Source organism: Veillonella sp. VA141, assembly GCF_003992175.1.
Lineage (GTDB): Bacteria > Bacillota > Negativicutes > Veillonellales > Veillonellaceae > F0422.
The window spans coordinates 67,328-86,336 of sequence record NZ_RQVM01000001.1; the positions used below are offsets into that span (position 1 = coordinate 67,328).

Sequence of the window (19,009 nt, forward strand, 5' to 3'; positions counted from 1 at the left end):
TTTCTTATATTTGTATAATTTAGGTAATAAGGAGTGCCACAAGGTATGCTACGCATAATCGCGTGCCTCTGTGGGAAAGGACGTATTTTTTGTTCGGAACATGTGGCGCGCTTCTTATGTTACTATGATTTAGGTAGTAAGGAGAGCCACAAGATATGCTGTGCATAATGGCGTTCTTTTGAGGGATATGAGTACGATAACACATAAAAAGACCAGTACGAGTTACATGCTTGATGTCTTGTACTGGTCTTATTAATGAATATAGATATTATTTTGTTGTTATTTTAGGTGTATTATGATGCCAATCATTTGGAAAACCTAATCGTTTTGAGATATCATTAATGCTTATAGATGTAAGTCGTTTTTCTAGGATGTTAAATTGTTTTCTTATAGTATTTTGAAGAGTTGCATATTCATGATGGCTTAAGAAACAGTGTAAAGATATCATTACAGAATATGGTGAGTTTCTCAATTGATTGTGCTTAATGTTAAAGGTTTTATGCAAAGGAGCCCAATATTTAGAATCTCGTTTACATTTTGAATCAAGTAAACGATTTGTATGCGCACAAATATTTCTAATATCATTTATATTTTCAACAAATGATATCATAACCTCAGGAGGAAATGGTGCGGTGGTAGAAATATGCTCTTCAATAAAAGTGAATAAGTCTTTAGAGATTATATTTTGGAGTTTTTTAGTACTATTTATTAGAATATGTTTCAAACAACCAAAATCTAAAAAATTTATTAGTACCCAGATAGGAACATCGTTGTAAGTGTTAATATAATGAGCAATGCTATTATTAGGTTTAGTTTTATACTTAGAAATTACATGAGATATTCTAGAAATACTTTTAATAGATTCAAGGGAGCGAGTTTTGTCGTAGCAATTTATATCTAAATATGCATAAGGAATTGTAGAATATAGTTGGGAAAATCTATGTGATAAAATTGCCTTTAAATGAGTTTCCATAGCTATTATAGCTTCAAAAAATGCATGTTTTATTTCCCGTTCGAATACAAAAAGATGTGTAATTTCATCGAATGTTGAGCCATTGGTATATTGTTCTTTATTCCTCGGAAAAAACTTACCGTGTCCATTAATAATGTTATAGTAGTTTTGGGTTAATAAGTATTTTTTTGCATGCTCTATATCTTTTATTAGTAAACCTCTATCCTTTAATAGTTTTATCTGTTGATCGATTGATAGAAATGGTTTCAAAAAAATAACCCCCTCTATATAATAGAGGAGGTTACTTTCCGCACAGGTCCCCGTAGGGATTGTTGCACTAATCTTGCCTCTATTATACTGAATGAAGAAATAAATGTCAATTTTAATTAGTACTAATTCTTATAAATGGAAACATAGAGATTATTTATTATATTAAATACGATATCTTAGTTAATGAGAGTAAATTAACCAATAGTCTTATAGTACACCACAGCTTTTGGGTTCGTAATACGCAGTTTAAGTGGTTCTTCATCTTGTATGATGTATAATGTATCTTCTTTTAATCCAGTCCACTCAAGTGTAACTGAAGTTTCACCTGTAGTGATACCAAGTGCTTCCAATGGTGGGACATACAGCAGTCGTAGTCCTTTAGGTAGGAGTGTACTACTTTTTTTTATGAACTGTAATTGTTCTCCGTGTTTTGCATAGTCCAATATGTGTGCTAATTCGTTATGATGATCTTCGTTTATTAAATCATGAACCTGTGCATGCTCAATATGTATAAAATTTTCAATGTCATCACGTTGTAATACAATAAATTTCATATACTACCTTTCCTTTACAGAAATCATTAATCTAAAACAAGATTAAGCTAAGTCCTAGCATCTTACAAAGCCTAATATCTTAATAGTTTCCAATATTTAATCTTAATATCATTATACTATCATTTCAATGACGATACAATTTAAAACGCCCCCCAAGTGGATGCGTTGGTGAGGTATGTCAAGTTAATATACTAATTGATGATAACCCTAAAAGAGCAGGGCATGTTCCGGAGCAAACCTACCGTAGGATCAGTTTGTGGAGGAATGTGCCGTGCTCTTCCCTTTGCCCGAATCAGACCATGAAATACCTCACCAAACTAGACAATTAAAAAGTTTGTTTTTTTGACTAATACGGTATTTACTGAACTTTCACCAATTTTTCACTTGACATATGTTGTAAATATGATACTATATATCTTGTAGTTAGCACTCAACCTTAGTGAGTGCTAATAATAACGAGGTGATACTATGGATGAAAGGAAAGAGCGCATTCTGCGTGCTATCATTCAAGATTACATTAAAACAGCGGAACCGGTTGGTTCTCGTACGATCGCAAAGAATTATGATCTAGGCATCAGTCCTGCGACGGTACGAAATGAAATGGCTGATTTAGAAGATCTTGGCTTTCTTGAACAACCTCATACATCAGCAGGTCGGATTCCTTCGGCAAAAGGCTACCAGTACTATGTAGACACATTACAGGGGTTTGAAGACGATGCTGCTGAAGATATTCCTGTAATTCAAGAGTTATGGCAGGCTCATCAACAAGAACTAGATGATTTTTTTGTAGAAATAGCAAAACTTATTTCTCGTATTAGTCATAATGTGAGTATGTTTTTAGCTCCAGCCCATGATTCATCTACTATAACCTATATCCATGTTCTTCCTATCGATGAGCATAGAGCGGTCATGGTGGTGGTAACGAATACAGGTGCTTTGGATAATGAGCCAATTTATTTTACGGAACCTATTAATAAAGAAGAATTAGCTATACATGCACATCGCTTTAATAGTGTGCTCCATGACGTATCCATCCAGGATATTACGCAAGAAAACTTAGATAAAATGCGGGTAACTTTAGATTTACAAGATACAACGTATGTAGTTTTTTGTGACACATTATATCGAGCCATTGCTAAGCGAAAACTCTTCTATACAATAGGAACTACATCCTTATTAGAACAACCAGAGTTTAACGATATTAAACGGGCCCAATCACTGTTAGCCTTATTAGAACAACAAGATGAGTTAACCCAATTATTAACGCCAAACTCTAGTAGTCCTATCGATGTAAAAATAGGTCACTCCAACGAACTGGTGAAAGATATCAGTGTTATCCAAGCAAGTTTCAATGTTCCTCATCAAGTAGGTACCCTCGCTATTGTAGGTCCTACACGAATGGAATATGGCCGTATTATGGGTATCCTAGCCTATATTAATAAGTGCATGGAAGAATTACAAGAACAGAAAAAGAAGCTGTAAAGAGGTGAAGCATGGAAGAAAATAAACAAGAAGAAACAGTCACTCCTGAAGTGGAAGTTTTGGAAGAAGAAGCTCCTGAAGCAGTAGACCCTACGAAAGAATGGGAGCAACGATACATGCGTTTGCAAGCAGATTTTGAAAACTTCAGACGTCGTACGAACCAAGAAAAAGAACAATTAGGGGTATTTGTTAAATCTCATGTTATTGAAGATTTACTCCCAGTATTAGATAATTTTGAAAGAGCACTTTCAGCACCTGAAACGCCAGAAACGAAGGCTTTCATGGAAGGATTTGTAATGATTCAACAAAGCTTGATGGCAAGCCTATCAAAACAAGGTTTAGCAGTCATTGAAGCTGTGGGACAACCATTTGATCCAAATTTCCATCAAGCTATCATGCGTGTTCCAGCTGAAGATATGGAAGATGACACTGTGTGTGAAGTATTACAAACAGGCTATACTGTAGAAGGCCGTGTGGTACGTCCAGCCATGGTGAAAGTAGTCCATAACGGATAATTAATTATTATAATTAACATATTAGAAGAAGTATTAGGAGGTCATGTTAAATGGCAAAAGTAATTGGTATTGACTTAGGTACAACAAATTCTTGTTTCGCAGTAATGGAAGGCGGCGAACCAACTGTTATTACAAACCAAGAGGGAGCTAGAACGACTCCTTCCGTAGTAGGTTTTGCAAAAAATGGCGAACGTTTAGTAGGTCAATTGGCTAAACGTCAAGCAGTTTCTAACCCTGAAAACACAATCATTTCTATTAAACGTCATATGGGTACAGATTACAAAGTGAATGTAGAAGGTAAATCCTATACACCACAAGAAATCTCTGCTATGATTTTACAAAAAATTAAAGCTGATGCAGAAGCTCATTTAGGGGAACCTGTAAAACAAGCAGTTATCACTGTTCCTGCATACTTCACTGACTCTCAACGTCAAGCTACAAAAGACGCTGGTACAGTAGCAGGCTTAGAAGTATTACGTATCATCAACGAACCTACAGCAGCTGCTTTGGCATACGGTGTAGATAAAGGTGAAGACGGTAAAATCCTTGTATTCGACCTTGGTGGTGGTACATTCGACGTATCTATTCTTGAATTGGGTGAAGGCGTGTTCGAAGTATTGGCAACATCTGGTAACAACCATTTAGGTGGTGACGACTTTGACCAACGCATTATGGATTATTTAATCAGCGAATTCAAAAAAGAGACTGGTATCGATTTATCCAATGACAAATTAGCTGACCAACGCTTAAAAGAAGCTGCTGAAAAAGCTAAAATTGAGTTGTCTGGCGTAGCTAGCACACAAATCAACTTGCCATTCATCACAGCGGATGCAACAGGTCCTAAACATTTAGACGTAACATTGACTCGTGCTAAATTCGATGAATTGACTCGTGACCTTGTAGAAGCAACTATCGAACCTACTCGTAAAGCTATGAAAGATGCTGGTTTGTCTGCATCCGACATCGATAAAGTATTATTAGTTGGTGGTTCCACTCGTATTCCAGCAGTACAAGAAGCTATTAAACGAGAATTAGGTAAAGAACCAACTAAAAACATCAACCCTGACGAATGTGTAGCTATCGGTGCTGCGATTCAAGGTGGTGTATTAGTAGGTGAAGTAAAAGACGTATTGTTACTTGACGTAACTCCATTGTCTTTAGGTATCGAAACTATGGGTGGTATTTTCACTCGTATTATCGACCGCAATACAACAATCCCTACATCTAAATCTCAAGTATTCTCCACAGCAGCAGATAACCAACCTTCCGTTGATATCCATGTATTACAAGGGGAACGCGACATGGCAGCAGCTAACAAAACATTGGGCCGTTTCGAATTGTCCGGTATCCCAGCAGCTCCTCGTGGAGTACCTAAAATCGAAGTTACATTCAACATCGATGCTAACGGTATCGTTAATGTAAAAGCAAAAGATCTTGGTACTGGTAAAGAGCAAGCAATCACAATTACATCGTCTTCCGGTTTAAGCGATGAAGAAATCGACCGCATGGTAAAAGAAGCTGAAACACATGCAGCTGAAGATAAAGCTAAAAAAGAAGAAGTAGAAGTGAAAAACAATGCTGATAACTTGGTATACCAAGCTGAAAAAGCAGTGAAAGACTTTGAAGGTAAAGCTGATGCAGCACAATTAGAAGCTGTTAAAAAAGCGACAGAAACGTTAAAAGCATCTATTGAGTCTGGCGATATTGAAAAAATTAAAGCTGATAGCGAAGCATTGACAGCTCCTTTATACGAATTGTCCTCTAAAATGTACGAACAAGCGCAAGCTCAAGGCGAACAAGGTGGACAAGAAGCTCCTAAACAAGATGATAATGTAGTAGACGCTGACTACACAGTAGTTGACGAAGACAAAAAATAATAAGAAGGGACATAGATAATGGCTCGTGATTATTATGACGTCCTTGGCGTCAACAAAAATGCATCCCAAGATGAAATTAAGAAAGCATTTCGTAAGAAAGCACGTCAATACCATCCAGACGTAAACCGTGATAATCCTGAAGAGGCAGAAAAGAACTTTAAAGAAGTGAATGAAGCCTACGAAGTATTATCTGATGACACTAAAAAAGCACAATATGACCAATACGGTCATGATGCCTTTACTGCTGGCGGAGGTAACTCCGCTGGCGGTTTTGGCGGTGGTTTTGGTGGCGGCGGATTTGGCGGTTTCGGCGGTGGCAGCGGATTTGAAGATATTTTTGGTAATATCTTTGACATGTTCGGCGGCGGTGGTGGCCGTGGTCAACGTGGTCCAGAGCGTGGTGCCGATTTACGCCAAGATGTACGCATTTCTTTCCGTGATGCTGTATTTGGAACAACGATGAAAGTCAATGTACAGCGCCATGAAGAGTGTGATCATTGTCATGGTACAGGTGGTGAGCCTGGTTCTAAAGTAGAAACATGTCCAAACTGTCATGGTTCCGGTCAAGAAGCTGTCATTCAAAATACCCCATTTGGACGTATGCAAACGGTTCGCACATGTTCACGTTGTGGAGGACAAGGTAAAATTATTGAAAAACCTTGTAAAGTATGTCGTGGACAAGGACAAGCTATCAAACGTCGTGATATAGAAATCAAAATACCAGCTGGTGTCGACGATGGTGCACGCCTTCGTGTATCCGGAGAAGGGGAACCTGGTACATTAGGTGGTCCTAAGGGTGATTTATATGTGTATATCTCTGTAGCTCGTGACAAAGAGTTTGAACGCAGTGGCAATGATGTTGTGTTACGTCAAACTATCTCTTTCTCACAAGCTGCACTAGGTGCTACTATACAAGTTCCTACTTTAGAAGGTAAAGTAGAATTAAAAATCCCTGAAGGTACACAAACTGGTACTGCTTTCAGAATTAAAGGACAAGGTGTTCCGTATTTACGTCAACCAAGCCAACGTGGTGATCAACACGTAGTTGTCACTGTGGAAACACCTAAAAAATTGACAGATAAACAACGTCAATTATTAGTTGAGTTTGCTGCAGAAAACAAAGAAGATGTAAATACTTTGAAAGTGAATAAAAGCATATTAGAAAATTTAAGTGATAAGGTGAAACAGTTATTTTGCCAAGATTAAACCTTGGTAAGTAAGGAGTCATCTATGAAATGGATAGAAATATCCATTACTGTAGAAGTGGCAGTCATTGATGAAATGGCTGCCATTTTTAATGATATAGAGAGTAATGGATACATAGAAGAAACAATAGAAAATAACCCCAACTTAAGCCGTGTGACCATCTATTTAAGCATAGACAAAGATGAGAAGCAATGGAAACAGCTCATAGAAACAGCATTACAAGATGCTAATATTTCCTTTGAAGATATGGAATGTAAAACTGTAGACGATGAGCAATGGTATCATAGTTGGCAACAATATATTATGCCTACGAGATTGTTACCAGACTTGGTGATCTGTCCCTCTTGGCAAAGCTATGATGCCACTACAGATCCACTCGCTACAGAACAAGATGTGGTAATGACCATGGATACAAAGCTATCCTTTGGTACGGGAGATCATGAGACTACTAGGAACTGTGCCACTTTATTAGGCAAATATATACACCGTATTCCCACAGATTTGAGCCAACAGGTTTGCCTAGATATTGGTACTGGTACAGGTATTTTATTACTAGCAGCCCATCATTTAGGGATACCTAACCTAGTGGGCATCGACCTAGAAGAAGAGGCAGCTATACAGGCCAAGGAAAACTGTGAAAATAATGGTATTGAGGCAACCATCATTCATGGCAATTTAAGCGATGACTTTCACGGTAAAGCTCATCTTATACTAGCGAATTTAACAGTAGATCCTCTAAAAATTTTATTGCCTATGATTAGGGAAAAACTACACGATAATGGTATACTAATAATAAGTGGTATTGTGGACGATCGGTATGATGAAATTATGCCGTATATTACTAACCACTGGACTATTATCGAAGAAATGGTAGAGGGTCCTTGGCATACCTTTGCCTTGGCATAAGATAGGAAGTATATGAAAAAAATATTTATTGATGGCATTATAGATGAAAGTATCCAGTTACCTGCAGATACAGCACATCATCTCTTTCATGTATTGCGCCATTCTAAAGAGGAACCGTTTATTGTGAGCAATCATGAAGGGCATACAGGTGAATTTATGCTAATATCTGAGGAATCAGATATATATATGGCGAAACGATTACGTACCATTGACGTGCCTACATCAGCTACGAAAGTAGTGTTAATTCAATCCTTTTTGAAAGGCGATAAGTTCGAGTTTTTATTGCAAAAGGCTACGGAATTAAATGTTCATCACATCTACGGTGTATCTTCAGTCCATTGTGTAGCTAAATATGATGCTAAAAAATTAAACGCCAAGAAAAGTAGATGGGAAAAAATTATCATAGAAGCAAGCCAACAATGTGGTCGCCCTGATGTACCTACATTAACAGTAGAACAGTCACTTTCAGAGGTACTGCAAACCTTACAATCTGATGAGGGAGTTCTCTTGTTAGGTGCCTATGAACGAGAAGATGACAAGACGATCAAAGATATTTTACAAACACAGTTACATACTAATTCATACCATACCATAGCCATTTGCATTGGTCCTGAAGGTGGTTATAGCCCTACTGAAATAGAACTATTGGAATCCTGTGGAGGCCATAAGGTTAGCCTAGGAGCCACTATATTGCGTGCTGAAACAGCGGCATTAAGTGCTGTGAGTATGATTCAATATGAATTACTAGATTAGGAGTCTCATGAAGACAGTTGCATTTACTACCTTAGGGTGTCGTGTCAATCAATATGATACGGATGCCATGAAAGGTTTATTTATAAAAGCAGGATATACTCCTGTTGGTTTCGATGAAGAAGCCTCTATTTACGTGATTAATACTTGTTCTGTAACAAATATGGGAGAGAAAAAATCACGCCAATTAATCCGACAAGCAAAGCGCCGTAATCCAGAAGCCTTTATTGTAGTCACAGGCTGTTATGCCCAATTGGCACCAGAAGTGATTTCTGCTATCGATGGGGTTAACCTTGTCATCGGTACAGCGAATCGAAATAAAATTGTAGAATTAGTAGAAAACATTCCATCTACAGAAGAACAGATTTCCATCGTTCGTAATGTGATGGAAGAGTCTACCTTTGAAGAAATGCCTTTATTTGGCAATGAAATCGAAAAATGTCGGGCTTTCATGAAGATACAAGAAGGATGTAATAATTTCTGCTCCTTCTGTATCATTCCTTATACACGAGGAAAATTAAAGTCTAGAAAAATTGAAGACATTGTGGAAGAAGCAAAACGTCTTGTTGCCTATGGATATAAAGAAGTAGTACTCACAGGGATACATCTCGGTAACTATGGTATTGAACTACCTGAGCGACCAACCTTAGGCCGTGTTGTGCGTGAATTATTGACCATTGATGGCTTAGAACGCATTCGCTTTGGTTCTATTGAATCTGTAGAAGTATCGGAAGAATTAATCGAGTTAATGGCAACGAACCCTCGTGTATGCCCTAACCTACATTTGCCATTACAAGCAGGATCTGATCCAGTATTAAAAGCGATGAACCGTCACTATAATTTGCAACAATACAAAGATTTAGTGAAGTATTTACGTAGCCGCATTCCGAATCTATCCATTACAACAGATATTATCGCCGGATTCCCAGGGGAAACAGACGAATTATTTGAGGAAACCATGCGCACTGTCAAAGAAGTTGGTTTTACGCATATCCATGCCTTCCCATATTCTATTCGAGAAGGTACGCCAGCTGCTAAGATGGAAGACCAAGTTCCAGAAGCCGTAAAAAAGACACGAGTAGCCTTATTAAATCAACTTGGCAAGGAAGGCTTTAAAGCCTATGCTAACCGTTTCCTTAACCAACCTGTGAAGGTTCTCATCGAACAATGCGATGACTTTTACTATTATGGCTTAACCAATGAATACGTACATAGTAAAATACCTAAACAAGATCACCAATTCATTGTAGGGGATATTGTAAATGGTAAAGTGACAGAAGTACATAGCGATGTGGTGCTGATGGAGATTTAGAACTAATTTGTTACGAGGTTCATCATCTAATGGAAAGAATTTTTTGAAGACATTTAATGATGAATTGATCGTATTTAAGAAATAAATAATAGACTATATAGAATATTTTTGATATAGTTAATATCATAGTATGTAAGTATCATACAGTAGATAAGAGAGGGGATTCCCATGAAAGAAGATTGCCTATTTTGTAAAATTATTAATAAAGAAATTCCAGCTAAGGTTGTATTAGAAAATGACAAGTTCTTGGCATTCCATGATATTGCTCCAGTAGCACCTGTGCATGTGTTGATCATTCCTAAGAACCATGTATCTAATATTGCTCATTTAAATGAAAATAATGAAGCCTATGTGGAAGGTATCTTGCCATTCGCTAAATTGGTAGCAAAAGAATTAGGTCTGGCCGCTGATGGATACCGTTTAACATTAAATACTGGCGCTAAAGCAGGTCAAACTGTATTCCATTTACATGCACATTTGTTGGGCGGTAAAGAATTAGGTTGGCCAAATATTGACTAATCTAGGAGGAACAAGTGTCAATAGAACAAACTATTATAAATCAATATAATGTGGATAACATTCTGCATTACTTTCAAGAAATTGCTAATATTCCTAGAAAATCTGGGCATGAACAAGCTATTTCCAATTATATTAAAGACTGGGCTCTAAACTTGGGCTTAGATGTGTTCCAGGATGAACAGTACAATCTAGTCATTAAAAAAGCCGGCACAGAGGGATATGAATCACATGAACCAGTGATTCTACAAGGTCATATGGACATGGTTTGCACGAAACTAGAGTCTGTGGAGCATGACTTTATTAACAGCCCTATCGCTTTGCATGTAGAGGATAGTATCTTACATGCCAATGGAACTACGTTAGGGGCAGATGATGGCTTTGCAGTAGTCTATGGCATGGCTATCTTAGCATCTACAATGATTCCACATCCTCCGTTAGAGGTAGTATTCACTGTAGAAGAAGAAACTACTTTCAAAGGTGTAAAAACATTAGATTACAGTCATTTACAAGGCAAACGTCTCATCAATATGGATGGAGAACGTATGAATGAAGTGACCATCGGCAGTGCTGGCGGCCATGGTTCTACCGTAACATTGCCTATTGCACAAGTATCTGTGAATAATGAAATGACAAAGCGCAGAATTACCATTGAAGGTTTGAAAGGTGGTCACTCTGGTTGTGATATCCATTTAGGGCGAGGTAATGCCATTTATATCCTATCTAAGGTATTAGAACGTATCACAGGGGAACATAACATTCGCATCACTGAAGTAAGCGGTGGCAGTGCGCCTAATGCAATTCCATTACGTGCTTATGCTGATGTGTATCTACATTTACAGGATGTGCCGTATGTACAAGTTCTTTTACAAGAAGAACAAGATAAGTGGAATGCTCACTATGCATCGGCTGGTGAAAGTATGACAATATCTTTATCTGTTGTCCCTAAAATAAATCGTGAAGATTTAGTGGAATTAGATTTAGATGCTATCACCATGGAACGAGCTTTCAGCGGTGACACTGTACAAAAACTATGTACTCTTATTCAAGGAATTGAACAAGGCGTATTACAACATGCTCCTGACAATCCGGATGAAGTATGGTACTCTAATAATATTGGTGTTTTGGGTATGGCGGATGATGCTGTTTACCTTAAAATGCAAGTACGCAGTACAGATACGAAGAACCTAGTGACTCATTATAAAGGCTTAGTGCAATTGGCAGAAACTCATGGTGCTACGACATCCCTTGAAAGCCCGTATCCAGGCTGGCTACCAACATTTGATAGTCCATTACAACAAGCCTATCAAAAGGCATATGAATCTGTGACAGGCGCTAAAGACTTACAGTTCAATGTGATCCATGCAGGTCTTGAAGTTGGCTACATGTTAGATAATTTACAAGGCCCTGTAGATGCTATTAACATTGGGCCAAACATTCATGACTTACATGCACCTACAGAACGTATGGAGTTAGAAAGTTTTGTTACTACTTGGAATGTATTGAAAGAGTTCTTAAAAAGCTTATAAAACAACATATTTGCCATTTATTTTGGCTTATGATATAATTACTTCCGATAACGATATATTATCGGAAGTAATTTTTTAGTTTAAAATAGCTATATAGGTAGCAACAGCTCTATATAGTACATTTGAGGTGCTTATGAGTCAATCTAATACACACTTCTATTTACGCAATTATAAAGAGATTATGAACAACTCCAAGCTTAGCGATAAGGCTAAGTCTAGTATTCTATTATCTAAAGCAGAAAATACTGTAGATGCCTACGAATCTGATTGGATGGATTTTGTGGATTGGTGTCAACATAAACAAGAATCTTTTTTTCCAAGCTCACCAGAAATCATCGTCAATTATATCAATGATTTAGCTGATTATGCTAAAGCTAATACTATATCACGTCGCATTAGCGCCTTATCGGAAAACTTTAATGCTTCTGGTATTGAAAGTAACCCTTGTAGCGCTCCTATCGTTAAACAAGCGATGCGAGGTATACGTCGGTCTTTAGGCACTTACCAGCAAGGTAAAACGCCTGTACTACTGGATGATCTTATGGATATAATAGACTATATGGAAACTGCCGATATAGCACCTATACAAAAACTACGTGATAAAGCTATATTATTATTAGGTTTTATGGGAGCCTTTCGACGTAGCGAATTATCGGCATTAACCGTAGAATCTTTAAAGTTTTTGCCACAAGGATTAGAAATCTTCGTATCCAGTTCAAAAGCCGACCAAGAAGGGCAAGGTGCTATCGTAGCCATACCATATATCGAAAATGACTCATTATGCGCTGTAAAGGCTGTCAAAGCATGGCTAAGATATGTTCCTATTACTACAGGTCCAGTTTTTAGAGGTTTTACGAAAAGTATGGGGATACGAAAAACTGCTATCAGCGATAAAAGCATTGCTGATATTGTAAAATACTATATGGCAGCTATTGGTGAAGATCCATCCTTATATGGAGCTCACAGTCTACGTCATGGCTTTGCTACTACCGCAGCTCATCATGGCGTGGAAGAACGTAATATTATGAAACAAACTCGACACCATAGTGTCAATATGGTACGGCGATATATTAATGAAGCCAATAAATTTGTAGATAATCCTGTATCTTCTATATTCAAGCCTAAATAATACCATATTAACTACATATTACTTGAGTTAGATGATGTATATTGAATCTCTATATAGGCGTACATAGACTATATAATACAGAAAATAATCAGATACAATTCTGTCTCCAAAACATGAGAAAGAACAGACAAAAAAGACTGCATACCCCTATGAATAATACATAGGATATACAGTCTTTTTATTCTATCATTCAATATATATATTTTAATATTTTACCGAACATACACATGCTATAATTTAATTATTTGCCCAAGCTGTAATAAAACCGAACATAGTTTTTTCTTTCAGTGTAGGAATCATTAAAGTTTCTCCAGCACGTAATGCCTTACCATGTTGTAAATGATTAATTTCTTCGATCGCTACGATATACTCGCGAATATCAATATCTTCAGTTTGTGCCAATGCCTTTTGAGAGATACTCCATAAGGTGTCCCCAGCATCTACTTGTACAGCTTTAATATTTTGAGTATCCATCTCTAATGTTGTAGTATTCATCATACCATTTACTACAAATACCATAGCTACCATTACTAAAATAGAAAATAATTTATTCATAATATATACCTCTCTCTAATAATATCGAACAAAATAAATAGTACATCTGTTTGTTTATGTTCATATTCTAACACACATACAAATGTTCGGTCAAGCATAATTTTTTAGAACGCATATTTGACAATTTTCGATATTAAATTTATAATAGGTATATATGAATTAAGTTCCATAATACTGTAGAATGAGAGGTTATTCCCTTGAGACGTCCTGCCACTGATATAAATAGCAAACAACAAAGAATATTAGATTTTATTATTGAAAGCTTACAACAGCGCTATCGCTGCCCAAGTGTTCGTGAAATTGGCGATCATATGGGGTTAAGCTCCACTTCTACTGTTCAAAGTCATTTAAATACATTAGAAAAATTTGGCTATATTACTCGTGATGCGAATAAGAATCGCTCTATTACCGTTGTAAATATGCCTGATGTACCTGCTTTAGAAATGGATGAAGAAACTCACGAAGTTACGTCAAGCCCTGAATTTAATTTTTTAGAGGCTGGCCTTCGTCGTGTCCCTTTGATTGGAACTGTACAAGCAGGTCTTCCTGTAACAGCTATTGAAAACCGTGAAGATGAGTTCGTATTACCTACTGCTCTATTAGGTAGCTCTGAATGCTTCTTATTACGTGTTCGTGGCGAATCCATGCGAGATATCGGTATGTATGAAGGTGATTTGCTTATCGTTCGCAATCAATCCACTGCCAACAATGGGGATATCGTAGTTGCTCGAATTGATGATGAAGCCACTGTGAAACGCTTTTATAAAGAGTCTGACCATATTCGTTTAATGCCAGAAAACGAAGAGTTTCAGCCTATCATCACACGTAATTGTGTGATTGAAGGTCGAGTGATTGGGCTCATTCGTGACCATATTTAATCTAATATACTAAAAAAAAAGATAGTAGTCTTTAATAAGACTACTATCTTTTTCTTTTTAAATTTTTATTGTTTATATGATTCTATAGCTGCATCGATGATCTGCGCTTCTTCTACAGATGGATCACATAACGGTAATAGTAATGGCCCTGTTGTAAATCCTAATTGCTTCATCGCATATTTTACAGGAATAGGATTTGTGGTAATAAACATAGCTTTTAAGATAGGTACCAAGGATAGCTCAATAGCTCTTGCTTCTTTTACCTTTCCTTGTCTGAATAATCCTATCATCTCTTGCATTTCATTTCCTACAATATGTGCGGCCACAGAAATAACTCCGGCTCCTCCATTTTGTATCACATCTAATGTTAATGCATCATCACCAGAATAAATCATGAAATCATCACTTGGTAGTAATGCACGAATTTGTTGAGTAATACTAATATCACCTGTAGCTTCTTTAATAGATGTAATATTAGGGCATTCATTAGCTAATCTAGCTACTGTTTGTGGTTCTATGCGACCACCTGTTCGACCCGGTACATTATATAGCATAACGGGTAAATCAGTACTGTCTGCAACTGCTTTAAAATGTAAATAACAACCTTCTTGATTGGGTCTGTTATAATATGGTACCACAGCCATCACGCCATGAACACCAGTATGGCTAGCAGCCTTCGTTAAAGCGATCGATTTTTTAGTAGAATTACTACCTGTATTCGCAATAATGGTAGCACGATGACCATACTCTTTAGCGATTAATGTAAATAGCTCAAGTTTATCACGATCATCAATATTTGGGCCTTCACCAGTAGTGCCACATACAATTAAGCCATCAGAACCATTGTCCAACAAGTATCCGGCTAGACGTAGTGCTTCTTGAAAATTTACATGACCATCGTCAGTAAAAGGAGTGATCATTGCTGTTAAGATATTTCCAAATGTTGTCATCTTAGCACCCCCTGAAATATATAATTAGAAAGATTGATGTTCTACCAAGTATTCTGCAATTTGTAATGCATTTAATGCAGCACCCTTACGAATTTGATCTCCTACAATCCAAAAATTCATAGCATGCTCGTTAAATAAATCTTTACGAATGCGGCCGATTTCACAATCATTTTGATTCGATGTATATAAAGGCATTGGATATTCTTGTGCTGCTGGATTATCGTTCACACGTAAACCAGGGAATTTTTCACAAGCAGCTTTGAAATCTTCTACAGATACTGGAGACTCTGTCTTTACTAATACAGATTCAGAATGAGAGCGATATACTGGTACACGTACTGTAGTCGGTACTACAGCAATAGTGTCATCATGGAAAATCTTTTGTGTTTCCAATACCATTTTCATTTCTTCTTTAGAGTATCCATTTTCCATGAATACATCAATTTGCGGAATTAAATTAAAAGCGATTGGATAATGTTTGTCCATAGAGCCTGTAGGTAATAAATTAGCTACCATATCTTCCCCTGCAACATGTTGAGCTACTTGGGAATCTAATTCTTCAATCCCCTCTTTGCCAGCGCCAGATACAGCTTGGTATGTGCTGACAACAACACGTTTAATAGGAGATAAGTCATGCAATGGCTTTAATCCTAAAGCCATGATAATAGTAGAACAATTAGGATTAGCAATAATACCTTTATGTGTATCAATATCCTCTGGGTTTACTTCAGGTACTACTAATGGAACGTCTGGATCCATACGGAAAGCGCTGGAGTTATCGATAACAATAGCACCACGTTTAGCAGCTTCTGGAGCCAATGTTTTAGAAATAGAACCTCCTGCAAATAAAGCAATATCTACACCTTCAAAAGATTCTGGTTTTGCCTCTTCCACCACATACTCTTTTCCATCTACTGTCAATACTTTACCCGCAGAACGAGCAGATGCTAACAACTTAATGCTTTCATAAGGAAATTTACGTTCTTCAATTAATGTAATAAACTCTTGTCCTACTGCACCAGTAGCACCTAATATGGCTAAATGAGGTTTTCTCATAGTGACTCCTTAATATTAATAACTTAATGTATAGTTATATGTATTATACTATTTAAGTTTTTCTTTAGCAAGAATTATATAGAATATAGAATTATAAATAATGTTCTAATCCATAAGTTAAGCCTGCAAAATCTTTGATTTTTTTACAAGCTAATACCACACCAGGCATAAAGGATAAGCGACTTAATGAATCATGACGAATCACCAATGTTTCATCATATCCACCAAAAATAACTTCTTGATGTGCCACATAACCTGGCAAACGGACACTGTGAATTGTCACATCATCCACCTTAGCACCTCGAGCACCTGGTAGACTCTCACGAGTTAAATCTTCAGCCGCTTTCACATTTGCTTTTTGTTTTGCATCATTGATCAATTTAGCCGTTAATACAGCTGTACCAGAAGGTGCATCATATTTATGATTATGATGTAATTCAATAATCTCCACATCTGGAAAATACGGAGCTAGTTCCGCTGCCGTTTTCATCATCATCACCGCACCTAATGAGAAGTTAGGAGCTACCAAACAATTCGCATTATGTGCTCTACCAATGGAATCTAATTCTTGGCGCTGTGCTTCTGTAAGACCAGTTGTACCAATCACAACGTGAATTCCTTTTGTTAGCATAAGTTTTGCATTTTCAAAAATAATGGCTGGCGTTGTAAAGTCCACAATCACATCTGGATGTACGGCTTCAATAGCTTCCTCTAATTGACTGTAGATTTTACAGTCTAAAGGACTAGTGCCCATAAATTCACTAACATCTTTACCTCCATGGCTAGGATCTACCCCCCCCACTAAGGTTAACTCTGTATCATTATGAACAGCTTTTAGAACCTCACGGCCCATTTTGCCAGCTGCTCCATTTACTAAAACTTTCATTGTTCCTCCTAGAGTAATTCCTGTTGAAAGTATTGAATCATTTCTTTTGCTGTTTCTAAGGCTGTATCTGAGAAAGATTGGCCTGACATCATACGGGCAATTTGTGCAACATGTTCCTCTTCTGAAAGGATGGTAACTTTAGAAATAGTTCGACCTTCTTCTTCTACCTTGTGTAGATGATAATGTTGTTTTGCCACGCTTGCTGTTTGTGGTAAGTGAGTAATACAGAATACCTGATTACCAGAACTTAACTGTAGAATTTGTTTAGCCACTTGTAAGGCTATATCACCGCTAATACCTACATCAATTTCGTCAAATACTAATGTCTTACGAGTTGCTTTATTAAATACGGATTTAAAAGCTAAGGCGATACGCGCTAATTCACCGCCAGAGGCAACTTTATGTAGTGGTAATAAAGCTTCCCCTGCATTGGCAGAAAACAATAGCTCTATCCGGCTCGCTCCCAAAGGAGATAAAATCTCAGTACCTTCTATGACAAATTCTAACTTTGCCTTTGGCATACCTAATTGAGTTAAGTTTTGCTGTAAGGCATCAGTAATCTCTTTATGATGAGCATAACGTATTTTTGTAAGCCTTTCTAAAGCTTGTACCGCTTGTGTTTGTAAGGTTTCCACGCGTTCCACTAACTGCGATTCTTCACTTTCCTCTGATTCTAGTAATTCTAATCGCGTTTGTGCCATTTCTTCAAAGGCTAAAATTTTTTCAATAGTATCTCCATATTTACGTTTTAAATTGTATATAAGCGTATCTCTCTCTTGTAAGTAATAATAGCGTTCTTCGTCATAGCTAATGGAATCACGGTATCTATCTAAAGCTTGTCCAGCTTCTTCTAATTGATAATACGCAGATCGCAATAACTCAGCTATTTCTTCCATATCCTTATCATATTTTACAAGATCAGTCACTTCATTAGTTATACTATTCAAGCCATCAATAAGCGGAGTTCTACCCCCATAGATACCATCATAACAACTAGAAATTGTAGATTGAAGATGCTCATAGTTATCTAATTTCTCTAATTCTTCAGATACAGCTGTATCTTCATTAGTTTGTAATTGGGCTTCTTCAATTTCATCAATCTGAAAGCGCAACATATCTAATTCACGAATTCTTTGTGCCGACTCTTCACGCAATGTTTCTAATTGTCGCTTTGCACTGGCATAGTCAGTATAGGCTACTACGTAATTTTCATAAGCCTTCGTGGCATTATCATCATACGTATCTAAATAGATATGATGTGTATCCGGTAATAAGAGCTGTTGGTTACTATATTGACCATGAATATCTGCTAAATAGGTGCCAATTTCACGTAATGCCTTCAATGGAATCACTTGGTCATTAGCTAAAATTTGTGATTTACCATTTCGATTAAAAGTTCTAGATAAAATTAAAGTATCTTCTTCTACTAAAATATTTTTATTTACTAATAGCTCTTGTAATGCTGTATCTCCTGCAATATCAAAAGCGCCTTCAATCAGGAATGAATCCTTCTCATGACGAATAAATTCACTACTAGCTCTTTCTCCTAATAGAATAGAAAACGCATCCATCAATATAGATTTACCAGAACCTGTTTCTCCAGTAAAAATTGTGATGCCCTTGGCAAACTCTAGCTGCATATGTTCGATGAGGGCAAAATTTTTAATCCCCATGCGTACTAGCATA

Annotated in this window: 18 protein-coding genes; 11 read left to right on the forward strand and 7 right to left on the reverse strand. The window is 37.0% G+C overall.

Features of this window, described 5'->3' with window-relative positions; translation table 11 throughout:
- Nucleotides 1–268 precede the first annotated feature (268 nt).
- Both EO112_RS00350 and EO112_RS00355 read right to left on the reverse strand, forming a co-directional pair.
- Nucleotides 269–1,222: an Abi family protein gene (locus EO112_RS00350; RefSeq protein ID WP_127162380.1), complete on the reverse strand. Its 954-nt coding sequence runs from the start codon at nt 1,220–1,222 to the stop codon at nt 269–271.
- Between the two features lie 194 nt (nt 1,223–1,416).
- Nucleotides 1,417–1,776 (reverse strand): hypothetical protein, encoded by a 360-nt coding sequence (locus tag EO112_RS00355; protein ID WP_127060842.1) that lies wholly within the window; start codon nt 1,774–1,776, stop codon nt 1,417–1,419.
- Nucleotides 1,777–2,244: 468 nt separating this feature from the next.
- Here EO112_RS00355 and hrcA point away from each other — a divergent pair, with 468 nt between their 5' ends.
- The 10 genes from hrcA to EO112_RS00405 all read left to right on the forward strand — a co-directional run bounded on the left by hrcA (nt 2,245) and on the right by EO112_RS00405 (nt 12,998).
- Nucleotides 2,245–3,258: a heat-inducible transcriptional repressor HrcA gene (gene hrcA / locus EO112_RS00360; RefSeq protein WP_127162382.1), complete on the forward strand. Its 1,014-nt coding sequence runs from the start codon at nt 2,245–2,247 to the stop codon at nt 3,256–3,258.
- Between the two features lie 11 nt (nt 3,259–3,269).
- Nucleotides 3,270–3,773, forward strand: a complete 504-nt coding sequence (gene grpE, locus EO112_RS00365) for a nucleotide exchange factor GrpE (RefSeq protein WP_062402738.1) — start codon at nt 3,270–3,272, stop codon at nt 3,771–3,773.
- 50 nt (nt 3,774–3,823) lie between these two features.
- Entirely contained in the window at nt 3,824–5,650 is a 1,827-nt protein-coding gene (gene dnaK, locus EO112_RS00370) for a molecular chaperone DnaK (protein ID WP_127162384.1), read from the forward strand.
- 18 nt (nt 5,651–5,668) lie between these two features.
- Nucleotides 5,669–6,856 (forward strand): molecular chaperone DnaJ, encoded by a 1,188-nt coding sequence (gene dnaJ / locus EO112_RS00375; RefSeq protein ID WP_127060833.1) that lies wholly within the window; start codon nt 5,669–5,671, stop codon nt 6,854–6,856.
- A gap of 24 nt (nt 6,857–6,880) precedes the next feature.
- Nucleotides 6,881–7,762 (forward strand): 50S ribosomal protein L11 methyltransferase, encoded by an 882-nt coding sequence (locus tag EO112_RS00380; protein WP_127162386.1) that lies wholly within the window; start codon nt 6,881–6,883, stop codon nt 7,760–7,762.
- Nucleotides 7,763–7,774: 12 nt separating this feature from the next.
- Nucleotides 7,775–8,515 (forward strand): 16S rRNA (uracil(1498)-N(3))-methyltransferase, encoded by a 741-nt coding sequence (locus EO112_RS00385; protein ID WP_127162388.1) that lies wholly within the window; start codon nt 7,775–7,777, stop codon nt 8,513–8,515.
- 7 nt (nt 8,516–8,522) lie between these two features.
- Entirely contained in the window at nt 8,523–9,824 is a 1,302-nt protein-coding gene (gene mtaB / locus EO112_RS00390; RefSeq protein WP_127162390.1) for a tRNA (N(6)-L-threonylcarbamoyladenosine(37)-C(2))-methylthiotransferase MtaB, read from the forward strand.
- 168 nt (nt 9,825–9,992) lie between these two features.
- Nucleotides 9,993–10,343 carry a histidine triad nucleotide-binding protein gene (locus EO112_RS00395; RefSeq protein WP_009352788.1) on the forward strand — a complete coding sequence of 117 codons (351 nt, stop codon included), beginning with the start codon at nt 9,993–9,995 and terminating at the stop codon, nt 10,341–10,343.
- Nucleotides 10,344–10,357: 14 nt separating this feature from the next.
- Nucleotides 10,358–11,869 carry a beta-Ala-His dipeptidase gene (gene pepD / locus EO112_RS00400; RefSeq protein WP_127162392.1) on the forward strand — a complete coding sequence of 504 codons (1,512 nt, stop codon included), beginning with the start codon at nt 10,358–10,360 and terminating at the stop codon, nt 11,867–11,869.
- Nucleotides 11,870–12,002: 133 nt separating this feature from the next.
- Entirely contained in the window at nt 12,003–12,998 is a 996-nt protein-coding gene (locus EO112_RS00405) for a site-specific integrase (RefSeq protein WP_127162394.1), read from the forward strand.
- 237 nt (nt 12,999–13,235) lie between these two features.
- Here the strand turns inward: EO112_RS00405 and EO112_RS00410 are convergent, their stop codons facing one another.
- A complete protein-coding gene (locus EO112_RS00410) occupies nt 13,236–13,553 on the reverse strand; it encodes a LysM peptidoglycan-binding domain-containing protein (RefSeq protein ID WP_127162396.1) in 318 nt (105 codons plus the stop codon).
- Nucleotides 13,554–13,750: 197 nt separating this feature from the next.
- Here EO112_RS00410 and lexA point away from each other — a divergent pair, with 197 nt between their 5' ends.
- Entirely contained in the window at nt 13,751–14,431 is a 681-nt protein-coding gene (gene lexA / locus EO112_RS00415; RefSeq protein ID WP_062402761.1) for a transcriptional repressor LexA, read from the forward strand.
- A gap of 65 nt (nt 14,432–14,496) precedes the next feature.
- On the opposite strand, the gene dapA is transcribed toward lexA, so the two are convergent.
- The 4 genes from dapA to recN form a co-directional block, all read right to left on the reverse strand.
- The gene (gene dapA, locus EO112_RS00420; protein ID WP_127162398.1) at nt 14,497–15,381 is read right to left on the reverse strand and encodes a 4-hydroxy-tetrahydrodipicolinate synthase; all 885 of its coding nucleotides are present in this window, start codon (nt 15,379–15,381) and stop codon (nt 14,497–14,499) included.
- A gap of 24 nt (nt 15,382–15,405) precedes the next feature.
- A complete protein-coding gene (locus tag EO112_RS00425) occupies nt 15,406–16,437 on the reverse strand; it encodes an aspartate-semialdehyde dehydrogenase (RefSeq protein ID WP_126940306.1) in 1,032 nt (343 codons plus the stop codon).
- Nucleotides 16,438–16,528: 91 nt separating this feature from the next.
- Nucleotides 16,529–17,323, reverse strand: coding sequence for a 4-hydroxy-tetrahydrodipicolinate reductase (dapB, locus tag EO112_RS00430; RefSeq protein ID WP_126940305.1), 795 nt, complete (start codon nt 17,321–17,323; stop codon nt 16,529–16,531).
- Between the two features lie 8 nt (nt 17,324–17,331).
- On the reverse strand, nt 17,332–19,008 hold the full coding sequence (gene recN / locus EO112_RS00435; RefSeq protein ID WP_127162400.1) for a DNA repair protein RecN: 1,677 nt from the start codon (nt 19,006–19,008) through the stop codon (nt 17,332–17,334).
- Nucleotide 19,009: the final 1 nt, after the last annotated feature.